The sequence below is a fragment of the Streptomyces sp. NPDC037126 genome, from assembly GCF_055605965.1.
Genome location: NZ_JBVJTD010000010.1, coordinates 88653 through 108780, shown reverse-complemented (window position 1 = coordinate 108780; position 20128 = coordinate 88653). Strand labels below are relative to the sequence as shown.

At 72.5% G+C, this 20128-nt stretch carries 15 protein-coding genes; 2 read left to right on the top strand and 13 right to left on the bottom strand.

From position 1 onward, the window contains the following. Window positions 1–32: 32 nt before the first annotated feature. From ilvC to ACZ7FF_RS22570, 5 genes are all read right to left on the bottom strand, one after another. Window positions 33–1031 carry a ketol-acid reductoisomerase gene (gene ilvC, locus ACZ7FF_RS22590; RefSeq protein ID WP_470814056.1) on the bottom strand — a complete coding sequence of 333 codons (999 nt, stop codon included), beginning with the start codon at window positions 1029–1031 and terminating at the stop codon, window positions 33–35. Between the two features lie 118 nt (window positions 1032–1149). Then, a complete protein-coding gene (gene ilvN / locus ACZ7FF_RS22585) occupies window positions 1150–1674 on the bottom strand; it encodes an acetolactate synthase small subunit (protein WP_470814055.1) in 525 nt (174 codons plus the stop codon). Between the two features lie 29 nt (window positions 1675–1703). Further along, window positions 1704–3551, bottom strand: coding sequence for an acetolactate synthase large subunit (locus ACZ7FF_RS22580; RefSeq protein WP_470814054.1), 1848 nt, complete (start codon window positions 3549–3551; stop codon window positions 1704–1706). 243 nt (window positions 3552–3794) lie between these two features. Next, entirely contained in the window at window positions 3795–6803 is a 3009-nt protein-coding gene (locus ACZ7FF_RS22575) for an EAL domain-containing protein (protein WP_470814053.1), read from the bottom strand. A gap of 396 nt (window positions 6804–7199) precedes the next feature. Next, on the bottom strand, window positions 7200–8159 hold the full coding sequence (locus ACZ7FF_RS22570) for a 2-hydroxyacid dehydrogenase (RefSeq protein ID WP_470814052.1): 960 nt from the start codon (window positions 8157–8159) through the stop codon (window positions 7200–7202). A 76-nt stretch (window positions 8160–8235) separates the two neighbouring features. Between ACZ7FF_RS22570 and ACZ7FF_RS22565 the strand changes: the two genes are divergently transcribed. Then, entirely contained in the window at window positions 8236–9234 is a 999-nt protein-coding gene (locus tag ACZ7FF_RS22565; RefSeq protein WP_470814051.1) for an aldo/keto reductase, read from the top strand. Window positions 9235–9431: 197 nt separating this feature from the next. Then, window positions 9432–10586, top strand: coding sequence for a PQQ-dependent sugar dehydrogenase (locus tag ACZ7FF_RS22560; protein ID WP_470814050.1), 1155 nt, complete (start codon window positions 9432–9434; stop codon window positions 10584–10586). A 30-nt stretch (window positions 10587–10616) separates the two neighbouring features. Here ACZ7FF_RS22560 and ACZ7FF_RS22555 read toward each other — a convergent pair whose 3' ends face one another. The 8 genes from ACZ7FF_RS22555 to gatB form a co-directional block, all read right to left on the bottom strand. Next, window positions 10617–10835, bottom strand: a complete 219-nt coding sequence (locus tag ACZ7FF_RS22555; protein WP_470814049.1) for a DUF6191 domain-containing protein — start codon at window positions 10833–10835, stop codon at window positions 10617–10619. A gap of 37 nt (window positions 10836–10872) precedes the next feature. Continuing rightward, window positions 10873–13944: a helix-turn-helix transcriptional regulator gene (locus ACZ7FF_RS22550; RefSeq protein ID WP_470814048.1), complete on the bottom strand. Its 3072-nt coding sequence runs from the start codon at window positions 13942–13944 to the stop codon at window positions 10873–10875. A 203-nt stretch (window positions 13945–14147) separates the two neighbouring features. Continuing rightward, on the bottom strand, window positions 14148–14339 hold the full coding sequence (locus tag ACZ7FF_RS22545; RefSeq protein ID WP_470814047.1) for a hypothetical protein: 192 nt from the start codon (window positions 14337–14339) through the stop codon (window positions 14148–14150). A gap of 194 nt (window positions 14340–14533) precedes the next feature. Then, complete coding sequence (locus ACZ7FF_RS22540) at window positions 14534–15175, bottom strand: hypothetical protein (RefSeq protein ID WP_470814046.1); 642 nt, start codon at window positions 15173–15175, stop codon at window positions 14534–14536. 55 nt (window positions 15176–15230) lie between these two features. Then, complete coding sequence (locus ACZ7FF_RS22535; RefSeq protein ID WP_470814045.1) at window positions 15231–15785, bottom strand: GNAT family N-acetyltransferase; 555 nt, start codon at window positions 15783–15785, stop codon at window positions 15231–15233. Next, a complete protein-coding gene (locus ACZ7FF_RS22530) occupies window positions 15763–17994 on the bottom strand; it encodes an MMPL family transporter (RefSeq protein ID WP_470814044.1) in 2232 nt (743 codons plus the stop codon). The genes ACZ7FF_RS22535 and ACZ7FF_RS22530 overlap by 23 nt, the downstream gene beginning before the upstream one ends. A gap of 208 nt (window positions 17995–18202) precedes the next feature. Next, complete coding sequence (locus ACZ7FF_RS22525; RefSeq protein ID WP_470814043.1) at window positions 18203–18517, bottom strand: hypothetical protein; 315 nt, start codon at window positions 18515–18517, stop codon at window positions 18203–18205. 91 nt (window positions 18518–18608) lie between these two features. Then, window positions 18609–20123: an Asp-tRNA(Asn)/Glu-tRNA(Gln) amidotransferase subunit GatB gene (gene gatB, locus ACZ7FF_RS22520; RefSeq protein ID WP_470814042.1), complete on the bottom strand. Its 1515-nt coding sequence runs from the start codon at window positions 20121–20123 to the stop codon at window positions 18609–18611. Window positions 20124–20128 lie beyond the last annotated feature (5 nt).

The following is a 20128-nucleotide window of genomic DNA, read 5'->3' as shown; positions in this document are numbered from 1 at the left end:
GAGCAGCATGCCCCGGCCCCCTGACGTGAGGCTTACGCCTCCTCGTTCACCCAGCTCATCAGCTTGCGCAGCTGCTTGCCGGTGGTCTCCAGCAGGTGCTCGGAGTCCTGCTGCTTGTACTCGTTGTACTTCTTCAGACCGCCGTGGTACTCGTCCATCCAGTTCTGGGCGAAGGAGCCGTCCTGGATCTCGGCGAGGACCTTCTTCATCTCGGCCTTGGTGGCGTCGGTGATGATGCGCGGGCCGGTGACGTAGTCGCCCCACTCGGCGGTCTCGGAGATGGACCAGCGCATCTTCTCCAGGCCGCCCTCGTACATGAGGTCCACGATCAGCTTCAGCTCGTGCAGGCACTCGAAGTAGGCGATCTCCGGCTGGTAGCCGGCCTCGGTCAGGGTCTCGAAGCCCGCCTTGACCAGGGCGGCGGTGCCACCGCAGAGGACGGCCTGCTCGCCGAACAGGTCGGTCTCGGTCTCCTCGGTGAAGGTGGTCTTGATGACGCCGGCGCGGGTGCCGCCGATGCCCTTGGCGTACGACAGGGCCAGCGCGAAGGCGTCGCCGGAGGCGTCCTGCTCGACGGCGGCGATGCACGGGACGCCGCGGCCCTCCTCGTACTGACGGCGGACCAGGTGGCCCGGGCCCTTCGGGGCGACCATGCAGACGTCCACGCCGGCCGGGGGCTTGATGAAGCCGAAGCGGATGTTGAAGCCGTGGCCGAAGAACAGTGCGTCGCCGTCCTTCAGGTTCGGGGCGATCGACTCCTCGTAGACCTGGCCCTGGATCGGGTCCGGGACCAGGATCATGATGACGTCGGCCTCGGCGGCCGCCTCGGCCGGGGTGACCACGCGCAGGCCCTGCTCCTCGGCCTTGGCCTTGGACTTGGAGCCCTCGTGCAGACCGACACGCACGTCGACGCCGGAATCACGCAGCGACAGCGCGTGGGCGTGGCCCTGGCTGCCGTAGCCGATGACCGCGACCTTGCGGCCCTGGATGATGGACAGGTCGGCGTCAGCGTCGTAGAACAGCTCGGCCACTTTGGGTTCTCTCCTTGTGTGCAGGTGGTGCGTCCCACCGTATGACGGTGGGCGGGAAGGAAGTTTCGGGGTCTCGGCATACGGGCGGACGACGATCGCCGGCCGCCCGTTCTCAGCCTTACGCAGATCGGTCGAGAGCGCGCAGCGAGCGGTCCGTGATCGAACGGGCGCCACGGCCGATCGCGATCGTGCCCGACTGGACCAGTTCCTTGATGCCGAACGGCTCCAGCATCTTGAGCATGGCGGACAGCTTCTCGCTGGACCCGGTGGCCTCGATGGTCACGGCCTCCGGGGAGACGTCCACGGTCTTGGCGCGGAACAGCTGGACGATCTCCACGATCTGGGAGCGGGTCTCGTTGTCGGCGCGGACCTTCACCAGGACGAGTTCGCGCTGCACGGCCTGACCGGGCTCCAGCTCGACGATCTTCAGCACGTTGACGAGCTTGTTGAGCTGCTTGGTGACCTGTTCCAGCGGCAGTTCCTCGACGCCCACCACGATGGTGATGCGGGAGATGTCGGGGTGCTCGGTGACGCCCACCGCGAGCGAGTCGATGTTGAAGCCGCGGCGGGAGAAGAGGGCTGCGATCCGGGCGAGGATGCCCGGCGTGTTCTCCACCAGGACGGAGAGCGTGTGCTTGGACATGGTGTTCTGCTCTTCCTTGCCTGTCGGGGTCAGTCGTCTTCGTTGTCGCCGAAGTCGGGGCGGACGTCCCGGGCGGCCATGATCTCGTCGTTGGAGGTGCCGGCGGCGACCATCGGCCACACCATCGCGTCCTCGTGGACGACGAAGTCCACGACGACAGGACGGTCGTTGATGGAGTTCGCCTCCTGGATGACCTTGTCCAGGTCCTCCGGGCGCTCGCAGCGCAGGCCCACGCAGCCCATCGCCTCGGACAGCTTGACGAAGTCCGGCACGCGCGTGCCCCGGGCCTCGGGGTTGACGTCGTCGGGACCGCTGTGCAGCACGGTGTTGGAGTAACGCTGGTTGTAGAAGAGGGTCTGCCACTGGCGGACCATCCCGAGGGCGCCGTTGTTGATGATGGCGACCTTGATCGGGATGTTGTTCAGGGCGCAGGTGGTCAGCTCCTGATTGGTCATCTGGAAGCAGCCGTCGCCGTCGATCGCCCAGACCGTGTGGTCCGGCTGTCCGGCCTTGGCGCCCATCGCGGCCGGGACCGCGTAGCCCATCGTTCCGGCGCCGCCGGAGTTGAGCCAGGTCGCGGGCCTCTCGTACTGGACGAAGTGCGCGGCCCACATCTGGTGCTGGCCGACGCCCGCCGCGAAGATCGTGCCCTCGGGCGCGAGCTGCCCGACACGCTCGATGACCTGCTGCGGGGACAGGGAGCCGTCCTCGGGCTGGTCGTAGCCGAGCGGGTAGGTGTCGCGCCAGCGGTTCAGGTCGCTCCACCAGGCGGTGTAGTCGCCGCGGTGGCCCTCGCTGTGCTCCTTCTGCACGGCCTGGACCAGGTCGGCGATGACCTCGCGGGCGTCACCGACGATCGGCACGTCGGCCTCGCGGTTCTTGCCGATCTCGGCCGGGTCGATGTCGGCGTGGACGATCTTGGCGTACGGGGCGAAGCTGTCCAGCTTGCCGGTGACACGGTCGTCGAAGCGGGCTCCGAGGGCGACGATCAGGTCGGCCTTCTGCAGCGCGGTGACGGCGGTGACCGCACCGTGCATGCCCGGCATTCCCACGTGCAGCGGGTGGCTGTCGGGGAACGCGCCGAGCGCCATCAGGGTGGTGGTGACGGGCGCTCCGGTGAGTTCGGCGAGGACCTTCAGCTCGGCGGTGGCCTGCGCCTTGAGGACGCCGCCGCCGACGTAGAGGACGGGGCGGCGGGCGGAGGTGATCAGCTTGGCGGCCTCGCGGATCTGCTTGGCGTGCGGCTTGGTCACCGGGCGGTAGCCGGGCAGGTCCATGGTGGGCGGCCAGGAGAAGGTGGTCCTCGCCTGGAGGGCGTCCTTGGAGATGTCCACCAGAACCGGGCCCGGGCGGCCGGTGGAGGCGATGTGGAACGCCTGCGCGATGACCCGGGGGATGTCCTCGGCCTTGGTGACGAGGAAGTTGTGCTTGGTGATCGGCATGGTGATGCCGACGATGTCCGCCTCCTGGAAGGCGTCCGTGCCGATCGAGGAGGAGGCGACCTGGCCGGTGATCGCGACCAGCGGCACCGAGTCCATGTGCGCGTCGGCGATCGGGGTGACCAGGTTGGTCGCGCCGGGGCCGCTCGTCGCCATGCACACCCCGACCTTGGCGGTGGCCTGCGCGTATCCGGTGGCCGCGTGACCGGCGCCCTGCTCGTGGCGGACCAGGACGTGCCGCACCCGGGTGGAGTCCATCAGCGGGTCGTACGCCGGCAGGATCGCGCCGCCGGGAATGCCGAATACCGTGTCCGCGCCGACCTCCTCGAGGGAGCGAATGAGGGACTGCGCACCCGTGACGTGCTCGACGGGGGTGGAGTGTCCTCCGGATCGGGGCCGCGGCTGCGGATGGTGGGCCCCGGTGGCCTGCTCGGTCATCGGCATTCTCTTCTCGATGCTGAGGGTTTTTGCGAGGTTCGGGCGGAGTTCGGACGCTGCACGAAAGGCACTCGTGCAACAAAAAACCCCTCGTGCCGCAAGGCAAGCGAGGGGAGCGCGCCGGTGAGGTCGCTGGGGATTCCGGATCGTTCTCCGGTGGGTCCCAGCTCAGCCGACGCGCTTTCCAAGTACGAGAATTCGGGTGCGCATGGGACTGACCCTCCCCCCGGCACGCACCACGTGTCAAGTGGGTGGGACGGGCGTCTCAGAATGTGAACGAAGGGCACTGCCGCCTCCGATGACAGCGGACACACCCCCTGTGTACACCCCCGCGCCCTTGCCCGCGAACGCCGGTTCGGCCGGGGCGTGCGGCACCGGATAGTGGCCGGATCCGAGCGCCCGGCGCAGCCGGTACTCGTCCAGCGACCCGGCGAACGCCATGCCCTGTCCGTGGGTGCAGCCCATCGCGCGCAGCGCGACCACCTGCTCGGGCAGGTCCACTCCCTCGGCGACGGACTGGAGCCCGAGATCGCCGGCGATCCGCAGCAGACCGCTGGTGATCTTGTGCAGCCGCGCCGACTCCACCACGCCCTCGACCAGGCCCCGGTCGAGCTTGAGGACGTCCACGGGCAGCCGCCGCAGGGCCGTGATCGCCGCGTGACCGCTGCCGAGGCCGTCCAGCGCGATCCGCACCCCGAGCCGGCTGAGCGCGGCCAGCCGCCGCTCCAGCTCGTCCAGGGGCAGCCGTGGATCGGTGTCGGACAGCTCCACGACCAGCGCCCCGGGCGGCAGCCCGTGCCGGGTCAGCAGCGCCTCCACCGAGCCGAGCGGTACCGAGCGGTCCAGCATCCGCCGGGCGCTCATCCGCACCGCCACCGGTACGACCAGTCCGGTCGCCGCGCGGTCGGCGGCCTGCTCCACGGCCTCCTGCAGGATCCAGCGGTCCAGTTCGGCGGTCTTGTCGCTGTCCTCGGCCATCCGCAGGAACTCGGCCGGGGTGAACAGCACCCCCTGGGAGGAGCGCCAGCGCGCCTGCGCGGAGACGGCCGTGATCCGGCCGTTCTCCAGGCACACCACCGGCTGGTGCAGCAGCGCGAACTCTCCGTCGTGCAGCGCGGCGCGCAGCCGGGTGGCCAGCTCCGCCTTGCGCACGACGTCCTGCTGCATCTGCGGCTTGTACAACTCGACCCGCCCCTTGCCCGCCGATTTCGCACGGTACATCGCGAGGTCGGCGTTGCGCAGCAACTCCCCCGCACCGAGGCCGGGTTCGGCGAAGGCGACGCCGATGGAGGCGTTGACGCGGACATCGTTGCCGTCGATGGAGTAGGGCTGGGAGAGGGTGGTCCTGAGGCGGTCCGCGAGTTCCAGGATGTTCCGCTCCCGGGCGGCACGGTCCCGGGTGCCGTCCCCGACGATCAGGGCCGCGAACTCGTCGCCGCCCAGCCGGGACGCCGTGTCTCCCTGCCGGACCGCGTCCTGGAGTCTGCGGGCGGCCTGGACGAGCAGTTCGTCCCCGGCCTGGTGCCCGATCGTGTCGTTGACGGCCTTGAAGCCGTCCAGGTCGATGAAGAGCACGGCCGTGCCGCGCAGGGCGGCCCCCCGGTCGGTGGCCCGGCGGCCGGATAGGGCCTGCTGGACGCGCTTGGTGAACAGCGCGCGGTTGGGCAGGTCGGTCAGCGGGTCGTGCTCGGCGTTGTGCTGCAGCTGTGCCTGCAGCCGCACCCGTTCGGTCACGTCCCGGCTGTTGAAGATCAGGCCGCCGTGGTGGCGGTTGACGGTGGACTCGACGTTGAGCCAGCCGCCCTCCCCGGAGCGGAACCGGCACTCGATGCGTGTGGTGGCCTCCTCCAGCGGGCTGGCGGCGAGGAAGCGGCGCACCTCGTGCACCACGCAGCCCAGGTCCTCCGGGTGGATGAGCGCGGCCAGCTCGGTGCCCACCAGTTCCTCGGCGGGGCGGCCGTAGACCCCGGCGGCGGCCGGGGAGACGTACCGCAGGATGCCGTTGGGCGCGGCGATCATGATGACGTCGCTGGAGCCCTGCACCAGGGAGCGGAAGTGGTTCTCCTTCTGCGCCAGCTCCTGGGTGAGGGTGATGTTGTCCAGCAGCATGATGCCCTGGCGGATGACGAGCGCGAGCACGACGGCACCCGCGGTGATCAGCACGACGTGGTCGGGTCTGCGGCCGTTGAGGACGTTGTACAGGATGCCCAGGGTGCACACGGCCGCGGCGAGGTAGGGAGTGAGCGCGGCGAGGGAGCCGGTGATCGGCCGTCCGGCGGGGTACCGGCCGTGGTCGGCGCCCGCGGGGGGCGCGGGCACGGGGTGGTGGCCCGCGCCGCGCTGTCCGGGCAGGTGCTCGTGGACCACACGGGTGTGTCCGTCCGGCGTCCGGGGCTCCTGCCGCCCGTGCCGGGGTGTGGCCCAGGGGGCGTAGGCGAGCAGCAGCGAGCCGGCGAACCAGCCCGCGTCCAGCAGCTGCCCGGAGCGGTAGCTGCTGTGCAGCAGCGGCGAGGTGAACAGCGCGTCGCACATGACGGTCAGGGCGAGCGCGCCGATCGCGGTGTTCACCGCCGTGCGGTTGCCCGGGGCGCGGCGGAAGTGCAGCGCGAGCACCATGCTGACGAGCGCGATGTCGAGCAGGGGGTACGCCAGCGACAGCGCGGTGTGGGCCACGCTGGGCCCGTCGAACCGGGCCGCCTGGGCGAGCGCGAGGCTCCAGGACAGGGTGAGCAGCGAGCCGCCGATCAGCCAGGCGTCGAGCCCGAGACAGATCCAGCCCGCCTTGGTCACCGGCCGTTTGGCGAGCACCAGCAGGCCCACGATGGCGGGCGGGGCGAAGCACAGGAAGAACAGGTCGGCGTAGCTGGGGCTGGGGACGGTCTGTCCCAGCACGACCTCGTACCACCCCCAGACCGCGTTGCCGAGGGCCGCCATCGCCGAGGAGAGGGCGAACAGCAGCCAGGCCGAGCGGAAGCGCACGCGCGGGCTGCGGGCGTACAGGAAGCAGGAGACGGCGGCGGTGCCGGCCGCGGCGCTCAGCCCGAAGTCGCCCATGACCAGCGCGACTTCCTCGGCGCCCCAGTCGCACGCGGCGCCCAGGGCGTAGGCCGCGCAGACCAGCGCGAGAACGAGTTGCTCCGAGGTGCGCGTGCGCTCCCCGGTGGCCGGCCCCCGCGGCGGCGGCGCCTCCTGCGGGTGCGGTGCGCGCACCGCTCCGTCGAACGTGGTCGTCACAGCGGGGGACGCGCTCACCGGGGCCTCCCGCTCCGCGCCGCTCCCGCATCCCGACCCCGGTGTGCTGGGTGCGCATGCCTCCTGCGGCCGCTGTGCCGGCGCTGGTGATGGCAGTGGTGGCTCATGTGGTGGCCGCGTCTGCGCGCGGCCGTCCGCCAGGGCCGCCGTCGGCGGCTCCGCCGCGTCGGATCGTTCGTCCATAGGCCGTGCATCGCCCGTCGCCCCCCTCACAGATCTGAATGTCCATCCCCGGCGCCGAACGTTCGGCGGCGCAGCCCCTGTCGGGACGATACACCAGTATCGTCACTCAGGGACATAGCTTCTCTACGCTCCGTGACGACCAGCGGGGATGCGTACACGGGCCGCGTCCGGGAGGTTGCGGAGGGTGCCGAAGGCGGCGTGCCGCCCGCCGGCCTACACGTCCGCGCCCGTCGTGAGGATCACGTTCCGCAGCGGCTCCCGGTTCACGAACCGGGTCAATTGGTCGACGAGCAGCCGCTTGGCGCGCGGCAGGAAGGCCGAGGACGGGCCGCCCACGTGCGGGCTGATCAGCACGCCGGGCGCCTGCCACAGGGGGTGCCCCGGCGGCAGCGGCTCGGGGTCCGTGACGTCCAGGGCGGCGGTGATCCGCCCCGTGTCCAGCTCCGCGAGCAGGGCCTTCGTGTCGACGACGGGCCCGCGCGCGACGTTCACGAGCAGCGCCCCGTCCTTCATCCGGGCCAGGAACTCGCCGTCGACGAGTCCTCGCGTGACGTCCGTGAGCGGGATCGACAAGATCACGACGTCCGCGTCCGGAAGCAGTGAGAGCACATCGGTGATCGGATGCACGAGACCGCGCGCCGTGGTGCGCCTGGAGCGCGCGACGCGCGCCACCCGCGCAACCTCGAAGGGCACGAGCCGGTCCTCGATGGCGGCCCCGATGGCGCCGTAGCCGACGATGAGGACGTTCTTGTCGGCGAGCGCCGGGTGGAACGCGCTCTCCCAGCGCTCCTCCTGCTGGGCCCGGACGAAGCCGGGGACGCCGCGCAGCGCGGCGAGGGTCAGGGTGAGCGCGAGTTCGGCGGTGCTCGCCTCGTGCACCCCGCGCGCGTTGCACAGCTGCACGCCCGGCACGATCGACGACAGCCGCGCGGTGACGTCGTCGACCCCGGCGGTGAGCGTCTGGATGACGCGCACGTTGGTCAGCTGCTCCAGCGGGCGCACCCTGACCCGCCACGGCTTCATGTAGGGCACCACGTACACCGCGCACCGCGCGGGATCGCCCGGAAAGCCCTGCTCGCCGTCGTCTCCGCCGTCCCAGAAGAGGTACCGCGGCCCCTCGGGAAGGCCCTCGATCTCCTCCGGCCGAATGGGAAGCCACACATCAGCGCTCATGGTCAGGAGGCTATGTCAGGAACGCGCTGGTGCAGAGGTTAGGTTGGGGTCCGGGCAGAGGGAGGGTCACGAGCAGGTGGAGCGCAGGACGATCGGCGCGGGGGCACTCGCGGTGGGGGCCGTCGGACTCGGATGCATGCCGATGAGCTGGGCGTACAGCGGATCGCGGCAGCGCGGGGACGAGTCGGTGAGATGCGTGCACCGGGCACTGGACCTGGGCTCGACCCTGCTGGACACCGCGGACATGTACGGGCCGTTCACCAACGAACTGCTGCTGGGCCGGGTGCTCAGGGAGCGGCGCCGGGACGCCTTCGTGTCGACGAAGGCGGGGCTGCTGGTGGGCGAGCAGCACATCGTGGCCAACGGCCGTCCGGGTTATGTGAAGCGGGCCTGCGACGCCTCGCTGCGCCGGCTGCAGACGGACGTGATCGACCTCTACCAGCTGCACCGCGCCGACCCGGAGGTGCCCGTCGAGGAGACCTGGGGCGCCATGGCCGAGCTGGTGCGGGCCGGGAAGGTGCGGGCGCTGGGCCTGTGCGCGGTGGGGGCGCGCGGCGGGCGCCGCCCGGGTGCGGGTCTGTACGACACCACGCTGCGCCAGTTGCAGCGGGTGCAGCAGGTGTTCCCGGTGGCCGCGGTGCAGGCGGAGCTGTCGGTGTGGTCGCCGGAGGCGCTGCGGACGCTGCTGCCGTGGTGCGAGGCGCGGGGCGTGGGCTTCCTCGCGGCGATGCCGCTGGGCAACGGCTTCCTGACCGGCACGCTGACCCCGGGCCAGGGCTTCGAGCCGGACGACGTGCGCGCCCGGCACCCCCGGTTCACCGCCGAGATGATGGCGGCCAACCAGCCGATCGTCGCCGGCCTGCGCCGAATAGCCCGGCGGTACGGCGCCGAGGTCACCCCGGCGCAGGTGGCCCTGGCCTGGGTGCTGGCCCAGGGCCGCCATGTGATCGCCGTGCCGGGCACCAAGCAGGAGCGCTGGGCCGCGCAGAACGCGGCAGCGGCCGGGCTGCGGCTGTCCGGCGAGGACCTGGCGGAGGTGTCCCGCCTGCCGGCGGCCCAGGGGTCGTGGGACTGAGGTGTCCCGCCCCGCCGGCGGCCCGGGGCCCGAGGGACCGGAGGGGCCGCGGGACCGGAAGGGCCGAGGGACCGGAAGGGCCGAGGGACCGGAGGGGCCGTTCGCTGGTCCGTCTGCCGTGAATCGGGCACGTCGGCGGGGCAACCGGTGTATGAGAGGGAGAGAGATCCGGTGCCGGCCCACCGCCCGAAGGGACCATGATCGTGCGACGTCGAGCTGTGACGGCCGTGCTGGCGGCCGCCCTCCTGCTGACGGCCGGCTGCTCGTCCGGCGGGGGCAGTTCCCCGGGCGGCGGCAGCGGTACGACCGCCCCGTCCACCGCCCCGTCCGGCCGCGCCACCGAGTCGGCCGCGCCGGCCACGGGCTCGGTGCGGGTGCTGCGCACGGTGGCCCAGGGCCTGAAGACGCCGTGGGGGCTGGCCTCGCTGCCCGGCGGCGACCTGCTGGTCTCCTCCCGCGACGACGGGACGATCACCCGGATCGACCCGAGGACGGGCCGCAAGACCGTACTGGGCACGGTCTCCGGGGTCTCCCCGGCCGGCGAGGGCGGCCTGCTGGGCATCGCCCTCTCCCCGGGCTACGCCTCGGACCACATGGTCTACGCCTACTTCACCTCGGCCTCCGACAACCGCATCGTGCGCATGCTGTACGACGAGCGGAAGCCGGCCGGTGAGCAACTGGGCGCCCCGGACACCGTGTTCAAGGGCATCCCCAAGGGGCCCATCCACAACGGCGGCCGGATCGCCTTCGGACCGGACGGGATGCTCTACGCGGGCACCGGCGAGAGCGGCCGGCGGGGGCTCTCGCAGGACAGGAAGTCCCTCGGCGGCAAGATCCTGCGCATGACCCCGGAGGGCGAGCCGGCGCCGGGCAACCCGTTCCCCGACTCGCCGGTGTACTCGTACGGCCACCGCAATGTGCAGGGGCTGGCCTGGGACGACCGGCAGCGGCTGTTCGCCTCGGAGTTCGGCCAGGACACCTGGGACGAGCTGAACGCCATCGTGCCCGGCGGCGACTACGGCTGGCCGGTCGCCGAGGGGAGGTCGTCCGACCCCCGTTTCCGCAACCCGCTGGCCCAGTGGCACACCGATCAGGCCTCCCCCAGCGGCATCGCCCATGTGCACGGCGTGATCTGGATGGCGGCCCTGAAGGGGCGGCGCCTGTGGCGCGTCCCGCTGCGCGGCACCGCGGCCGCGGCGGCCCCGCAGGCCTTCCTCACCGGGACCTACGGCCGCCTGCGCACGGTGGCTCCGGCGGGCGGCGACAAGGTGTGGCTGGTCACGAGCAACACGGACGGCCGCGGCACGCCGAAGAAGGGCGACGACCGGATCCTGGAGCTGGAGGTGAAGTAGCCCCGGGTGCCGGAGCCGGTGCAGCCGCGCTCACTCCTCGTCCGGCTCCTCCCCCGGTTCCTCGTCCGGCTCCGCGGCGGCGGCCGGCGGGGCGGGCAGCCGTATGAGCGCCTTGCCGGACGTGAGGTCGATGGGGCCGCGCGCGGGGTCGGCGTCCCCGACGTCCTCTCGGGTCAGCTCCAGACGGTTCTGCTCCTCCCGGGTGTGTCTCCGCCCGGGCGCGAACAGTCCGTCGAAGGCGTCGAACACGGGCTCTCCTCTGTGTCGGTCCCCGTCGGCGCAGGTCTCAGCCCGTGGTCGTGGCGGTGAGCGTCTCGACGGGGAACAGCCCGAGCCGGTGGGCCACCGCCGCCGCCTCGCCGCGGCCCGAGACGCCGAGCTTGCCCAGGATGTTGGAGACGTGGACGCTCGCGGTCTTCGGGGAGATGAACAGCTCCTCGGCTATCTGGCGATTGGTGCGGCCCGCCGAGACCAGACGCAGTACGTCCCGCTCCCGGCTGGTGAGGCCGAGCTCCGCGGCCGGGTCGGCGGGCGCGGGGGCCCCTCGGGAGCCGCCGGTCAGGGTGAGGCGGGCGCGCTGGGCGAGCCGGGCCACGGCGTCGGCGAGCGGGCGGGCGTCGAGGTGGGCGGCGACCGCCGCGGCCAGCCGCAGCAGTTCCAGCGCCCGGTCGCGCTCGTCGCCTCCGCCGTCGGACAGCAGCGCCCCGGCGAGACGGTGGCGGACCCGGGCGAGGTCGTAGGGACGGTCGAGGCACTCGAAGGCGGCCACCACCGGTGCCCAGGTGGCGACGGTGTCCCGGCCGTGCGCCCGCAGCAGTTCGGCGCGGGTCCAGTGCTCGTAGGCCCCCCAGAGCGGCGCTCCGGTGACGAGGGTCCGCGCTTCCCGCGTGAGCCGGTCGAGCACCTCGCCGCGGCCGGGCTCGGCGGCGGGCAGCAGGCGGGCGTCGGCCTCGGCGGTGGCGGCGGCCAGCAGCAGCGGCCAGCCGTAGCGGTGGGTGCCGGGCGGGAAGCCGGCGTCCAGGGCCCCCAGCAGTTCGGTGCGGACGTCGGCGAGACGGCCCTCCCCGGCGGCTACCCCGATGCCTATGCGGGCCAGGGGCAGGGACTGCTGGGGCATGGGGTCGTGGGTGCCGTAGTGCGTGCGGGCGGCGGCGAGCTGCCGGCCGGCCTCGGTGAGTTCGCCGCGGGCCAGGGCGAGGCGGGCGAGGCGCAGGGCGCCCGCGCCCCGGGGCTTGGCGCTGTGGCCGACCCGGCTGGCCTGTGCGGCGGCCTCGGCGGCCTCCTGCCACTGGCCGAGCGAGTACAGCGCGTCGGACAGGTTGCTCCACGCCCAGGCCTCGGAGTCCAGCAGGCCGTACCGGTGGGAGAACGCGATGCCCTCGCGCAGCACGGGGACGGCCTCCCGGTCGCGGCCGACGGACAGCATCTCGGACGGCAGGTTCACATAGGCGCGGCTCGCTACCTGGCGCACGCCCTCGGCGAGGGTGTCGTCGAGGACCTGCCGCATCTCGGCCAGTCCGGTCCCGGGGTCGCCGGCGTCCACCATGAGGCCGCCCAGGGTGAGCCGGGCGTGCAGCTCGATGTGGCGGGCGCCGACCATGCGCGCGTACTCCACGGCCCGCTCGGCGGCGGCGAACGCCTCGGGTCCGGGCCGGTGCAGCATGGACCAGTTGGCGGCCAGGGCCAGAACCTCCGCGTGCACCTCGGACGGCGGCAGGCCGCGCACCAGGTCCTGGGCGGTGGCCAGTTCATGCCAGCCGTCGCCGCGGGCCTGGGCCTGGACCAGCCGGGAGCGCTGCACCCAGAACCAGGCGGCACGCAGGGGATCCGGGTCGTCCTCCAGCAGCCGCAGGGCGCGCTTGGTGATCTTCAGCGCGCGTTCGCGTTCGCCGCCGAAGCGGCCGGCGACGGCGGCCTCGGCCATCAGGTCGAGGTAGCGCAGCGGGGTGGTGGCCGGGTCGCAGCCGCACGGGGGGTAGACCTCGGTGTAGTCCACCGGGCGCAGGGCGGAGCGGACCTCCTGCGGGGTGCCGTCCCACAGCTCCATCGCCCGCTCCAGGAGCCCGAGTTGCTCGGTGTAGGCGTGCCGGCGGCGGGCCACGACCGAGGCGTCTAGGACGGCGGGCAGCGCCTTGGCCGGGTCGTGCGCGTGGTACCAGTAGCTGCCCAGGCGCATCACGCGCGCGTCGGCCGGCACGAGCGTGGGGTCGGCCTCCAGGGCCTCGGCGTAGCGGCGGTTGAGGCGGGAGCGTTCGCCGGGCAGCAGGTCGTCGGCGACGGCCTCGCGGACCAGGGAGTGCCGGAAGCGGTAGCCGTCGCCGGCCGGGGTGACGGTGAGGATGTTGGCGCCGACGGCGGCCCGCAGCGCCTCGATGAGGTCGTCCTCCGGGAGCCGGGCGACGGCCGCGATCAGTCCGTACTCCACGGTGGAGCCGCCCTCGGCGACGATCCGGGCGACCCGCTGGGCGGACTCGGGCAGGGTCTCGACGCGGACCAGGAGCAGGTCGCGCAGGGAGTCGGTGAGGCCGGTGCAGCAGCCCTCGCAGGCGGCGACGGCGAGTTCCTCGACGAAGAAGGCGTTGCCGTCGGAGCGTTCGAAGATGTCGTCGACCTGGGCGGGGTCGGGTTCCGCGGCGAGGATGCCGGCGATCTGACGGCCGACCTCCTCGCGGGTGAAGCGGTCGAGTTCGATGCGGCGGACGGTGCGCAGCCGGTCGAGTTCGGCGAGCAGCGGGCGCAGCGGGTGGCGGCGGTGGATGTCGTCGGAGCGGTAGGAGGCGAGGACGAGGAGCCGGCCGGCGCGCAGGGTGCGGAAGAGGTAGGCGAGCAGGTGCCGGGTGGAGGCGTCGGCCCAGTGCAGGTCCTCCAGGACGAGGACGACGGTGTGCTCGGCGGCGACCCGCTCCAGCAGTCGGGCGGTGAGTTCGAACAGGCGGGCCATGCCCTGTTCGTCGTGGCGGCCGCCGGTGGTCTCCCCCAGCTCGGGCAGCAGCCGGGCCAGTTCCTCCTCCTGGCCGGTCGCCGCGGCGGCGAACTCCTCGGGCAGGGCGGCGCGCAGGGCGCGCAGAGCGGTGGAGAACGGGGCGAAGGGCAGCCCGTCGGCGCCGATCTCGACACAGCCGCCGACGGCGACGACCGCGCCCCGGCGCGCGGCGGCCGCGGCGAACTCCTCGACGAGGCGCGTCTTGCCGACGCCCGCCTCGCCGCCGAGCAGCAGCGCCTGCGGCTCTCCCCCGGGGCCGGGCGCGTGGGAGGCGCCACCGGCGGCACGCGCGAGCGCGTCGTTCAGGGTGGCCAACTCGTCGGTGCGGCCGACGAACACGGGACTGACGGACCTGTTCTCCACGGGTGCGAGCATCGCACGAGGTGCGGATGGCAGGGCAGCGTTTTTCCACAGGTCCGGTGCGATCGTCGTACCGGGGACTGGGCGGGTCGTAGTGACGGACGGGCAGGTCGTACCGACGGACGGAAGGGTCGTACGACTCCGAGGGGGAGTCGTACGACCCTGGTCGGGAAGGCGGCCGACCCCCGTGCGGCCGCCCGTCCCCCCGTCCGCGGCGGTCATGCGGTGCGCGGCTGCCGGTGCCGGCGGGGGCTGCCGGTATGCGGCTCGGCGGCCGTGCCGGCGTGGCCGGCCTGCTGCTCGCGGCGGGCGGCGCGGCGGGCCCGTATCACCTCGCGGGCCAGGCGCTGCCGGTCGGCCTCGAGGATCAGCTGGGCGGCGCGCATCCGGTGGTACTCGATCTCGATCACGGTGTGTCCTTCGAAGAGGCGGTGTGTGGCGTCGCTTTCTGCGATGACTCCACCTTCGTCCCCCAGGGGGGTGCGCCACATCGGGAGAGTTCCGCATCTTCGGGCAGCCCGCCGGCCGCGCGCACGGATAAGGGGCCCCAGGGAGTCCGTAAGGTGGTGACGGATTCCCTAAGGCCCCTGTGAGCTGCGGGTTCTCAGCCGGTCGAGGGCAGGGCGAGCAGCGCGTCGGAGTACTTCAGGACGGCCAGGAGCAGGCCGATGACGCCGAGCGAGACACCCGCCCAGGCGACCGACCTGATCCACGGCGCCTGCGGGCGGCCGGGGGTGCCGAACGCGGGTCGGGCGAGCACGACCACGCCGGTGAGCAGAGCGGCCAGCGCGAACAGGCCCGCCCACAGCGCGGTGGTGTGCCACGAGTCGCCGTAGACGGCCTTGATCTGCGTGGCGACCCCCGCCGTGGAGGAGGTGCGCAGCTGTCCGACCAGTTGCTGGCGGGCGCCGGCGACGGTGCCGATCCAGCCCCCGCTGAGCGAGACCAGGCCGAGTACGGCGGAGACGACCGCCCCCGCGCCCAGGCCGACATCGGAGGGAACCTTGTCTCCCTCGCCGGCGGCCCCGGCCTCGTCCTGCGCCGCGTCCTCCGCATCGCCGGCCCCGGCCCCGGCCGGGGCCTCGTCGCCGCTCTCCGTCCCGGCGGCCTCGTCCGCCGCCGTGGCCCCGGCTGCGGCCTCGGCCCGGGGTGCCTGCTCGTCGGCGGTGCCGACGCCCGCCGTGTTCTCGTCGTCCGTGCGCGCCCCGGTACCGGCCGTGGCGCCTTCCTCTGTCTTCGTTGCCATGCCCGGCACCGTACGGACGCTGTCTGAGAGGTCTCTTAATGATCGTCAGCGGTCGCTACGCGTGTGCCGCCCGCCACTCGGGAGCCAGCACCGACCAGATCTCGGTGCTCGTGCGCACGCCCCGGTGCGGGTAGTTCTCGCGGAGCGCGCCCTCGCGGGTCATGCCGAGCCGCCGGGCCACCTCGATGCTGGGCCCGTTGGCCGAGGACACGTACCACTCCACCCGGTGCATGCCGCGTTCCTCGAAGGCCCAGTCCAGCAGCACCCGCATGCCCCGGGTGACCAGCCCGCGGCCGGCCGCCGCCGGCTCCAGCCAGCAGCCGGCCTCGCAGACCCCGCTGGGCGTGTCCCAGACGCGGAACAGCAGGCCGCCGACGAGCCTGCCGTCCAGCCAGATGCCGTGCAGGCCGCCGCCGTCCACGGCGCGCTTGTCGGCGTAGGACTTCAGCCAGGCGTGCGCGCCCGCCAGGTCGGACACCACGTCCGGCAGCCCGATGTGCCGGCCGATGAACTCGCGCCCGCGGTCGACGTTGGCGAGGACCTCCTCGGCGTGCCACACCTCCAGGGGCCGCAGCTCGGCGCCGTCGTCACCCAGGGATATCGCGTACATCGTGCTGCTCTTCCTTCCGCAGTTCGTCCACCGGAACGCGGTCGAGCCTCTCATGGGCGGCCCGGCACTCGGGCGGCTCGATGCTGATGCGCGGCAGCCTGCGCTCCAGCCACGGGGGCAGCCACCAGTTGGCGGCGCCGAGCAGGTGCATCAGGGCGGGCACGAGCAGGGTGCGCAGGACGAACGCGTCGAGGGCGACGGCGGCGGCCAGCGCGATGCCGAACATGGCGATCACGCGGTCACCGCTGAGCACGAAGGCGAGGAAGACCGAGATCATGATGACCGCGGCGGAGTTGATGACCCGGCTGGTCTCGGCGAGGCCCACCCGGACCGCGCGCCGGTTGTCACCGGTCTCCAGCCACTCCTCGTACATCCGGCTGACCAGGAAGACCTGGTAGTCCATGGAGAGTCCGAAGAGCACCGAGACCATGATCACGGGCAGGAACGGCTCGATGGGGCCCGCGCGGCCGAGGCCGAGCAGCTCGCTGCCCCAGCCCCACTGGAAGACGGCGACGACGACGCCGAAGGCGCCGGCGACGGCGGCGATGTTCATGACGGCGGCCTTCAGCGGGATGCCGAGCGACCGGAAGGCGACCAGGAGCAGCAGACAGCCGAGCGCGATGACCGTGCCGACGAACAGCGGCAGCTTGCCGACGATCACGCCGGCGAAGTCGTCGTAGGCCGCCGTCACCCCGCCGACGTGGATGTCGAGGGAAGTGCCGCTCTCCGCGCGCGGCAGCACCTCCTGCCTGAGCCGGTCCACCAGGTTGCTCGTGGCCTGGGACTGGGGCGCCGATTTGGGGACGACGGTGAGGTAGGCGACGCCGCCGCCGGTGTCGTAGGTGGCCGGGGTCACGGAGGCGACGCCCGGGGTGGCGCGCAGGGTGGTGTCGAGATTGTCCAGGGCGAGCCTGTCGCCGCCGCCTTCCACCCGCGTCACCAGGGTCAGCGGCCCGTTCACGCCGTGGCCGAAGCCGTCGGCGATCAGGTCGTACGCCTTGCGGGTGGTGGAGGTGCTCGGGTCGTTGCCCTGGTCGGAGGTGCCGAGGTGGAGGGAGAGCGTCGGCAGCGCGAGCAGGGCGATGACGCCGAGGGCGAGCGAGCCGAGGAGCTTGGGACGCCGTTCGACCAGCGCGGACCAGCGGGCGGCCAGCCCGGTGGGCAGCTCGGGCCGGGGGCCGTGCTCGGCGAGCCGGCGCCGCTCGCGGCGGCTGAGGGCGCGTGGGCCGATCCAGGACAGCAGGGCGGGCAGCAGGGTGACGGAGGCCGCGACGGTGAGCACGACCGTCAGGCACGCGGCGACGGCAACCCCGTTCAGGAAGCTCAGCCGCAGTATCAGCATGCCCAGCAGGGCGATGCACACGGTCGCACCCGCGAAGACGACCGCGCGTCCCGTGGTGGACACGGCGTTCACGGTGGCCTCGGTGACACTCAGGCCGCGTTTCAGACCGCGCCGGTGCCGGGTCACTATGAACAACGCGTAGTCGATGCCGACGCCGAGGCCGATGAGCATGCCGAGCATGGGCGCGAAGTCGGCGACGGTCATGGCGTGGCCGAGCAGCCCGATGCCCGCGTAGGCGGTGCCCACGCCGACCAGGGCCGTGCCGATCGGCAGCAGTGAGGCGGCGAGCGAGCCGAAGGCGAGGAACAGCACGACGGCCGCGACGAGCACGCCGACGATCTCGGCGATGTGTCCCTGCGGGGACTCGGTGAGTCCTATCGCGCCGCCGCCCAGCTCCACCTGGAGTCCGTCGGCCTCGGCCGCCTTCGCGGTGTGCACCACGGCCTCGGCCTCGGGCTTGCCGATGTCCTCGGCCTGCTGCGTGAAGGTGACGGCGGCGTACGCCGTGTGGCCGTCGGCGCTGATCTGGGCGGCGCCCTCGCTGCCGTACGGACCGGACACCGAGGCCACGCCGGGCAGTGAGGCGATCCGGTCCAGGGTGCGGGTCATGGTCTGTTCGACGTCGGCCGCGCGTACGGTGCCGCTGGTGGTGTGCCAGACGACGGTGTCGCTGTCCCCGCTCAGGCCGGGGAAGCCCTCCTTGAGCAGCTGGCTGGCGTTGCCGGCCTCGGTGCCGGGGACGTCGTAGTTGTTCGAGTAGGACGACCCGGCGACGGCGGCGGCCGCGGTGACGCCGCCGAAGGCGCAGAGCCACAGCAGAACGGCGATCAGGCGATGCCGGACACACCAACGCGCAAGGGCTGCCACGGACGTGCTCCCAGGGGTGATTTGTGGATCTTTGGCCGGGAACGATCGTCCATAGACTGAACAGCCCGCAAAGAACGCATGAGCAATCAACGCCACTGTCGCAGGCGAAAGTGATCGATTGCCGCATTCGTGGGCTTATTCACAGCACTGGGAGCGACATCACAGGACAATTCCGCGACCTCTGTCGTCCGGCGCCACTTCGGGCGCTTCAGTCGCACTGGTCCCCGAGTGCCATCACCATCACCCCGAGGACCAGCAGCCACAGCGCCCAGCGGGTACGGCCCCGGAAGCCGAGGACCGCGGCACCCGCGCAGACGACGGCGCCGAGCGCGAAGGCGGCGGGCACGGTGGCCGGCGCGGACCTGGCGAGCCGGAGCAGCGCCGCGCCCAGTCCGGCGAGGGTCAGCAGGGCCCCCGTGACGGTGGCGGTCCAGCGGGCCCGCCGGGCGTCCCCGGCGTACTCCTCCACGTCGTCGGCCCCGGATATCGGGGGCTCGCTGCCGGAATCGGTACGTCCACTCATGGCGGGCGAGCGTAGTGCCTCCGCCCGGCCCCGCGACGACGTGGGGGGATGTGCCGGACCCGGCACATCCCCCCACTCCGCTGTCGGCGGCTCAGCCCTCGCTGACGCCCAGCTGCTGAAGGATCAGCTCCTTGACGCGGGCCGCGTCGGCCTGACCCCTGGTTGCCTTCATGACCGCGCCGACCAGGGCGCCGGCCGCGGCCACCTTGCCGCCCCGGATCTTGTCGGCGATGCCCGGGTTGCCGGCGATGGCCTCCTCGACGGCGGTCGTCAGCGCGCCCTCGTCGGAGACGACCTTCAGGCCGCGCTTGTCGACGACCTCGTCCGGGGTGCCCTCGCCCGCGAGAACGCCCTCGATGACCTGGCGGGCCAGCTTGTCGTTCAGGGAACCCTCGGCGACCAGCGCGGTCACCCGGGCCACCTGCTCCGGCGTGATCGCCAGTTCGTCCAGCGCGGTGCCGGACTCGTTGGCGCTGCGCGCCAGCTCGCCCATCCACCACTTGCGGGCGGAGGCCGCGTCGGCACCGGCGTCGATCGTGGCGACGATCAGGTCCAGCGCACCGGCGTTGAGGATCGCCTGCATGTCGGTGGCGGAGATGCCCCACTCGGCGAGCAGCCGGGTGCGGCGGACCAGCGGCATCTCCGGCAGCGCGGCGCGGATCTCCTCGACCCACTCACGCGACGGGGCCACCGGGACGAGGTCGGGCTCCGGGAAGTACCGGTAGTCCTCCGCCTCCTCCTTCACACGGCCGGACGTCGTGGAACCGGTGTCCTCGTGGAAGTGCCGGGTCTCCTGGACGATCGTGCCGCCGGACGACAGCACGGCCGCGTGCCGCATGACCTCGAAGCGGGCCGCGCGCTCCACGGAGCGCAGCGAGTTGACGTTCTTCGTCTCCGAGCGCGTGCCGAACTTGTCGGCGCCCTTGGGCATCAGCGAGAGGTTCACGTCGCAGCGCATCTGGCCCATCTCCATGCGGGCCTCGGACACGCCGAGGGCACGGATGACCTCGCGCAGCTCACGGACGTACGCGCGCGCCACCTCGGGGGCGCGCTCGCCGGCGCCCACGATCGGCTTGGTGACGATCTCGATGAGCGGGATGCCCGCGCGGTTGTAGTCGAGCAGGGAGTGGGACGCGCCGTGGATACGGCCCGTGGCGCCGCCGACGTGCGTCGACTTGCCGGTGTCCTCCTCCATGTGGGCGCGCTCGATCTCCACGCGGAAGCTCTCGCCGTCCTCCAGCTGCACGTCGAGGTAGCCGTTGAAGGCGATCGGCTCGTCGTACTGGGAGGTCTGGAAGTTCTTCGGCATGTCCGGATAGAAGTAGTTCTTCCGGGCGAAGCGGCACCACTCGGCGATCTCGCAGTTCAGCGCGAGACCGATCTTGATCGCGGACTCGACGCCGGTCGCGTTGACGACCGGGAGCGCGCCGGGCATGCCGAGGCAGACCGGGCAGGTCTGCGTGTTCGGCTCCGCGCCGAGCGCGGTCGAGCAGCCGCAGAACATCTTGGTGTTGGTGCCGAGTTCGACATGGACCTCGAGGCCCATGACGGGGTCGTACGACGCCAGCGCGTCCTCGTACGGCACCAGGTCGGTCGTGGTGGTCACGGTGA

What these genes read in the sequence shown, in the direction of transcription:
- ilvN (WP_470814055.1), bottom strand. Translation starts at nt 1,674, where the DNA reads ATGTCCAAGCACACGCTCTCCGTCCTGGTGGAGAACACGCCGGGCATC.
- ACZ7FF_RS22580 (WP_470814054.1), bottom strand. Translation starts at nt 3,551, where the DNA reads ATGACCGAGCAGGCCACCGGGGCCCACCATCCGCAGCCGCGGCCCCGA.
- ACZ7FF_RS22570 (WP_470814052.1), bottom strand. Translation starts at nt 8,159, where the DNA reads ATGAGCGCTGATGTGTGGCTTCCCATTCGGCCGGAGGAGATCGAGGGC.
- ACZ7FF_RS22560 (WP_470814050.1), top strand. Translation starts at nt 9,432, where the DNA reads ATGATCGTGCGACGTCGAGCTGTGACGGCCGTGCTGGCGGCCGCCCTC.
- ACZ7FF_RS22550 (WP_470814048.1), bottom strand. Translation starts at nt 13,944, where the DNA reads ATGCTCGCACCCGTGGAGAACAGGTCCGTCAGTCCCGTGTTCGTCGGC.
- ACZ7FF_RS22540 (WP_470814046.1), bottom strand. Translation starts at nt 15,175, where the DNA reads ATGGCAACGAAGACAGAGGAAGGCGCCACGGCCGGTACCGGGGCGCGC.
- ACZ7FF_RS22535 (WP_470814045.1), bottom strand. Translation starts at nt 15,785, where the DNA reads ATGTACGCGATATCCCTGGGTGACGACGGCGCCGAGCTGCGGCCCCTG.
- ACZ7FF_RS22525 (WP_470814043.1), bottom strand. Translation starts at nt 18,517, where the DNA reads ATGAGTGGACGTACCGATTCCGGCAGCGAGCCCCCGATATCCGGGGCC.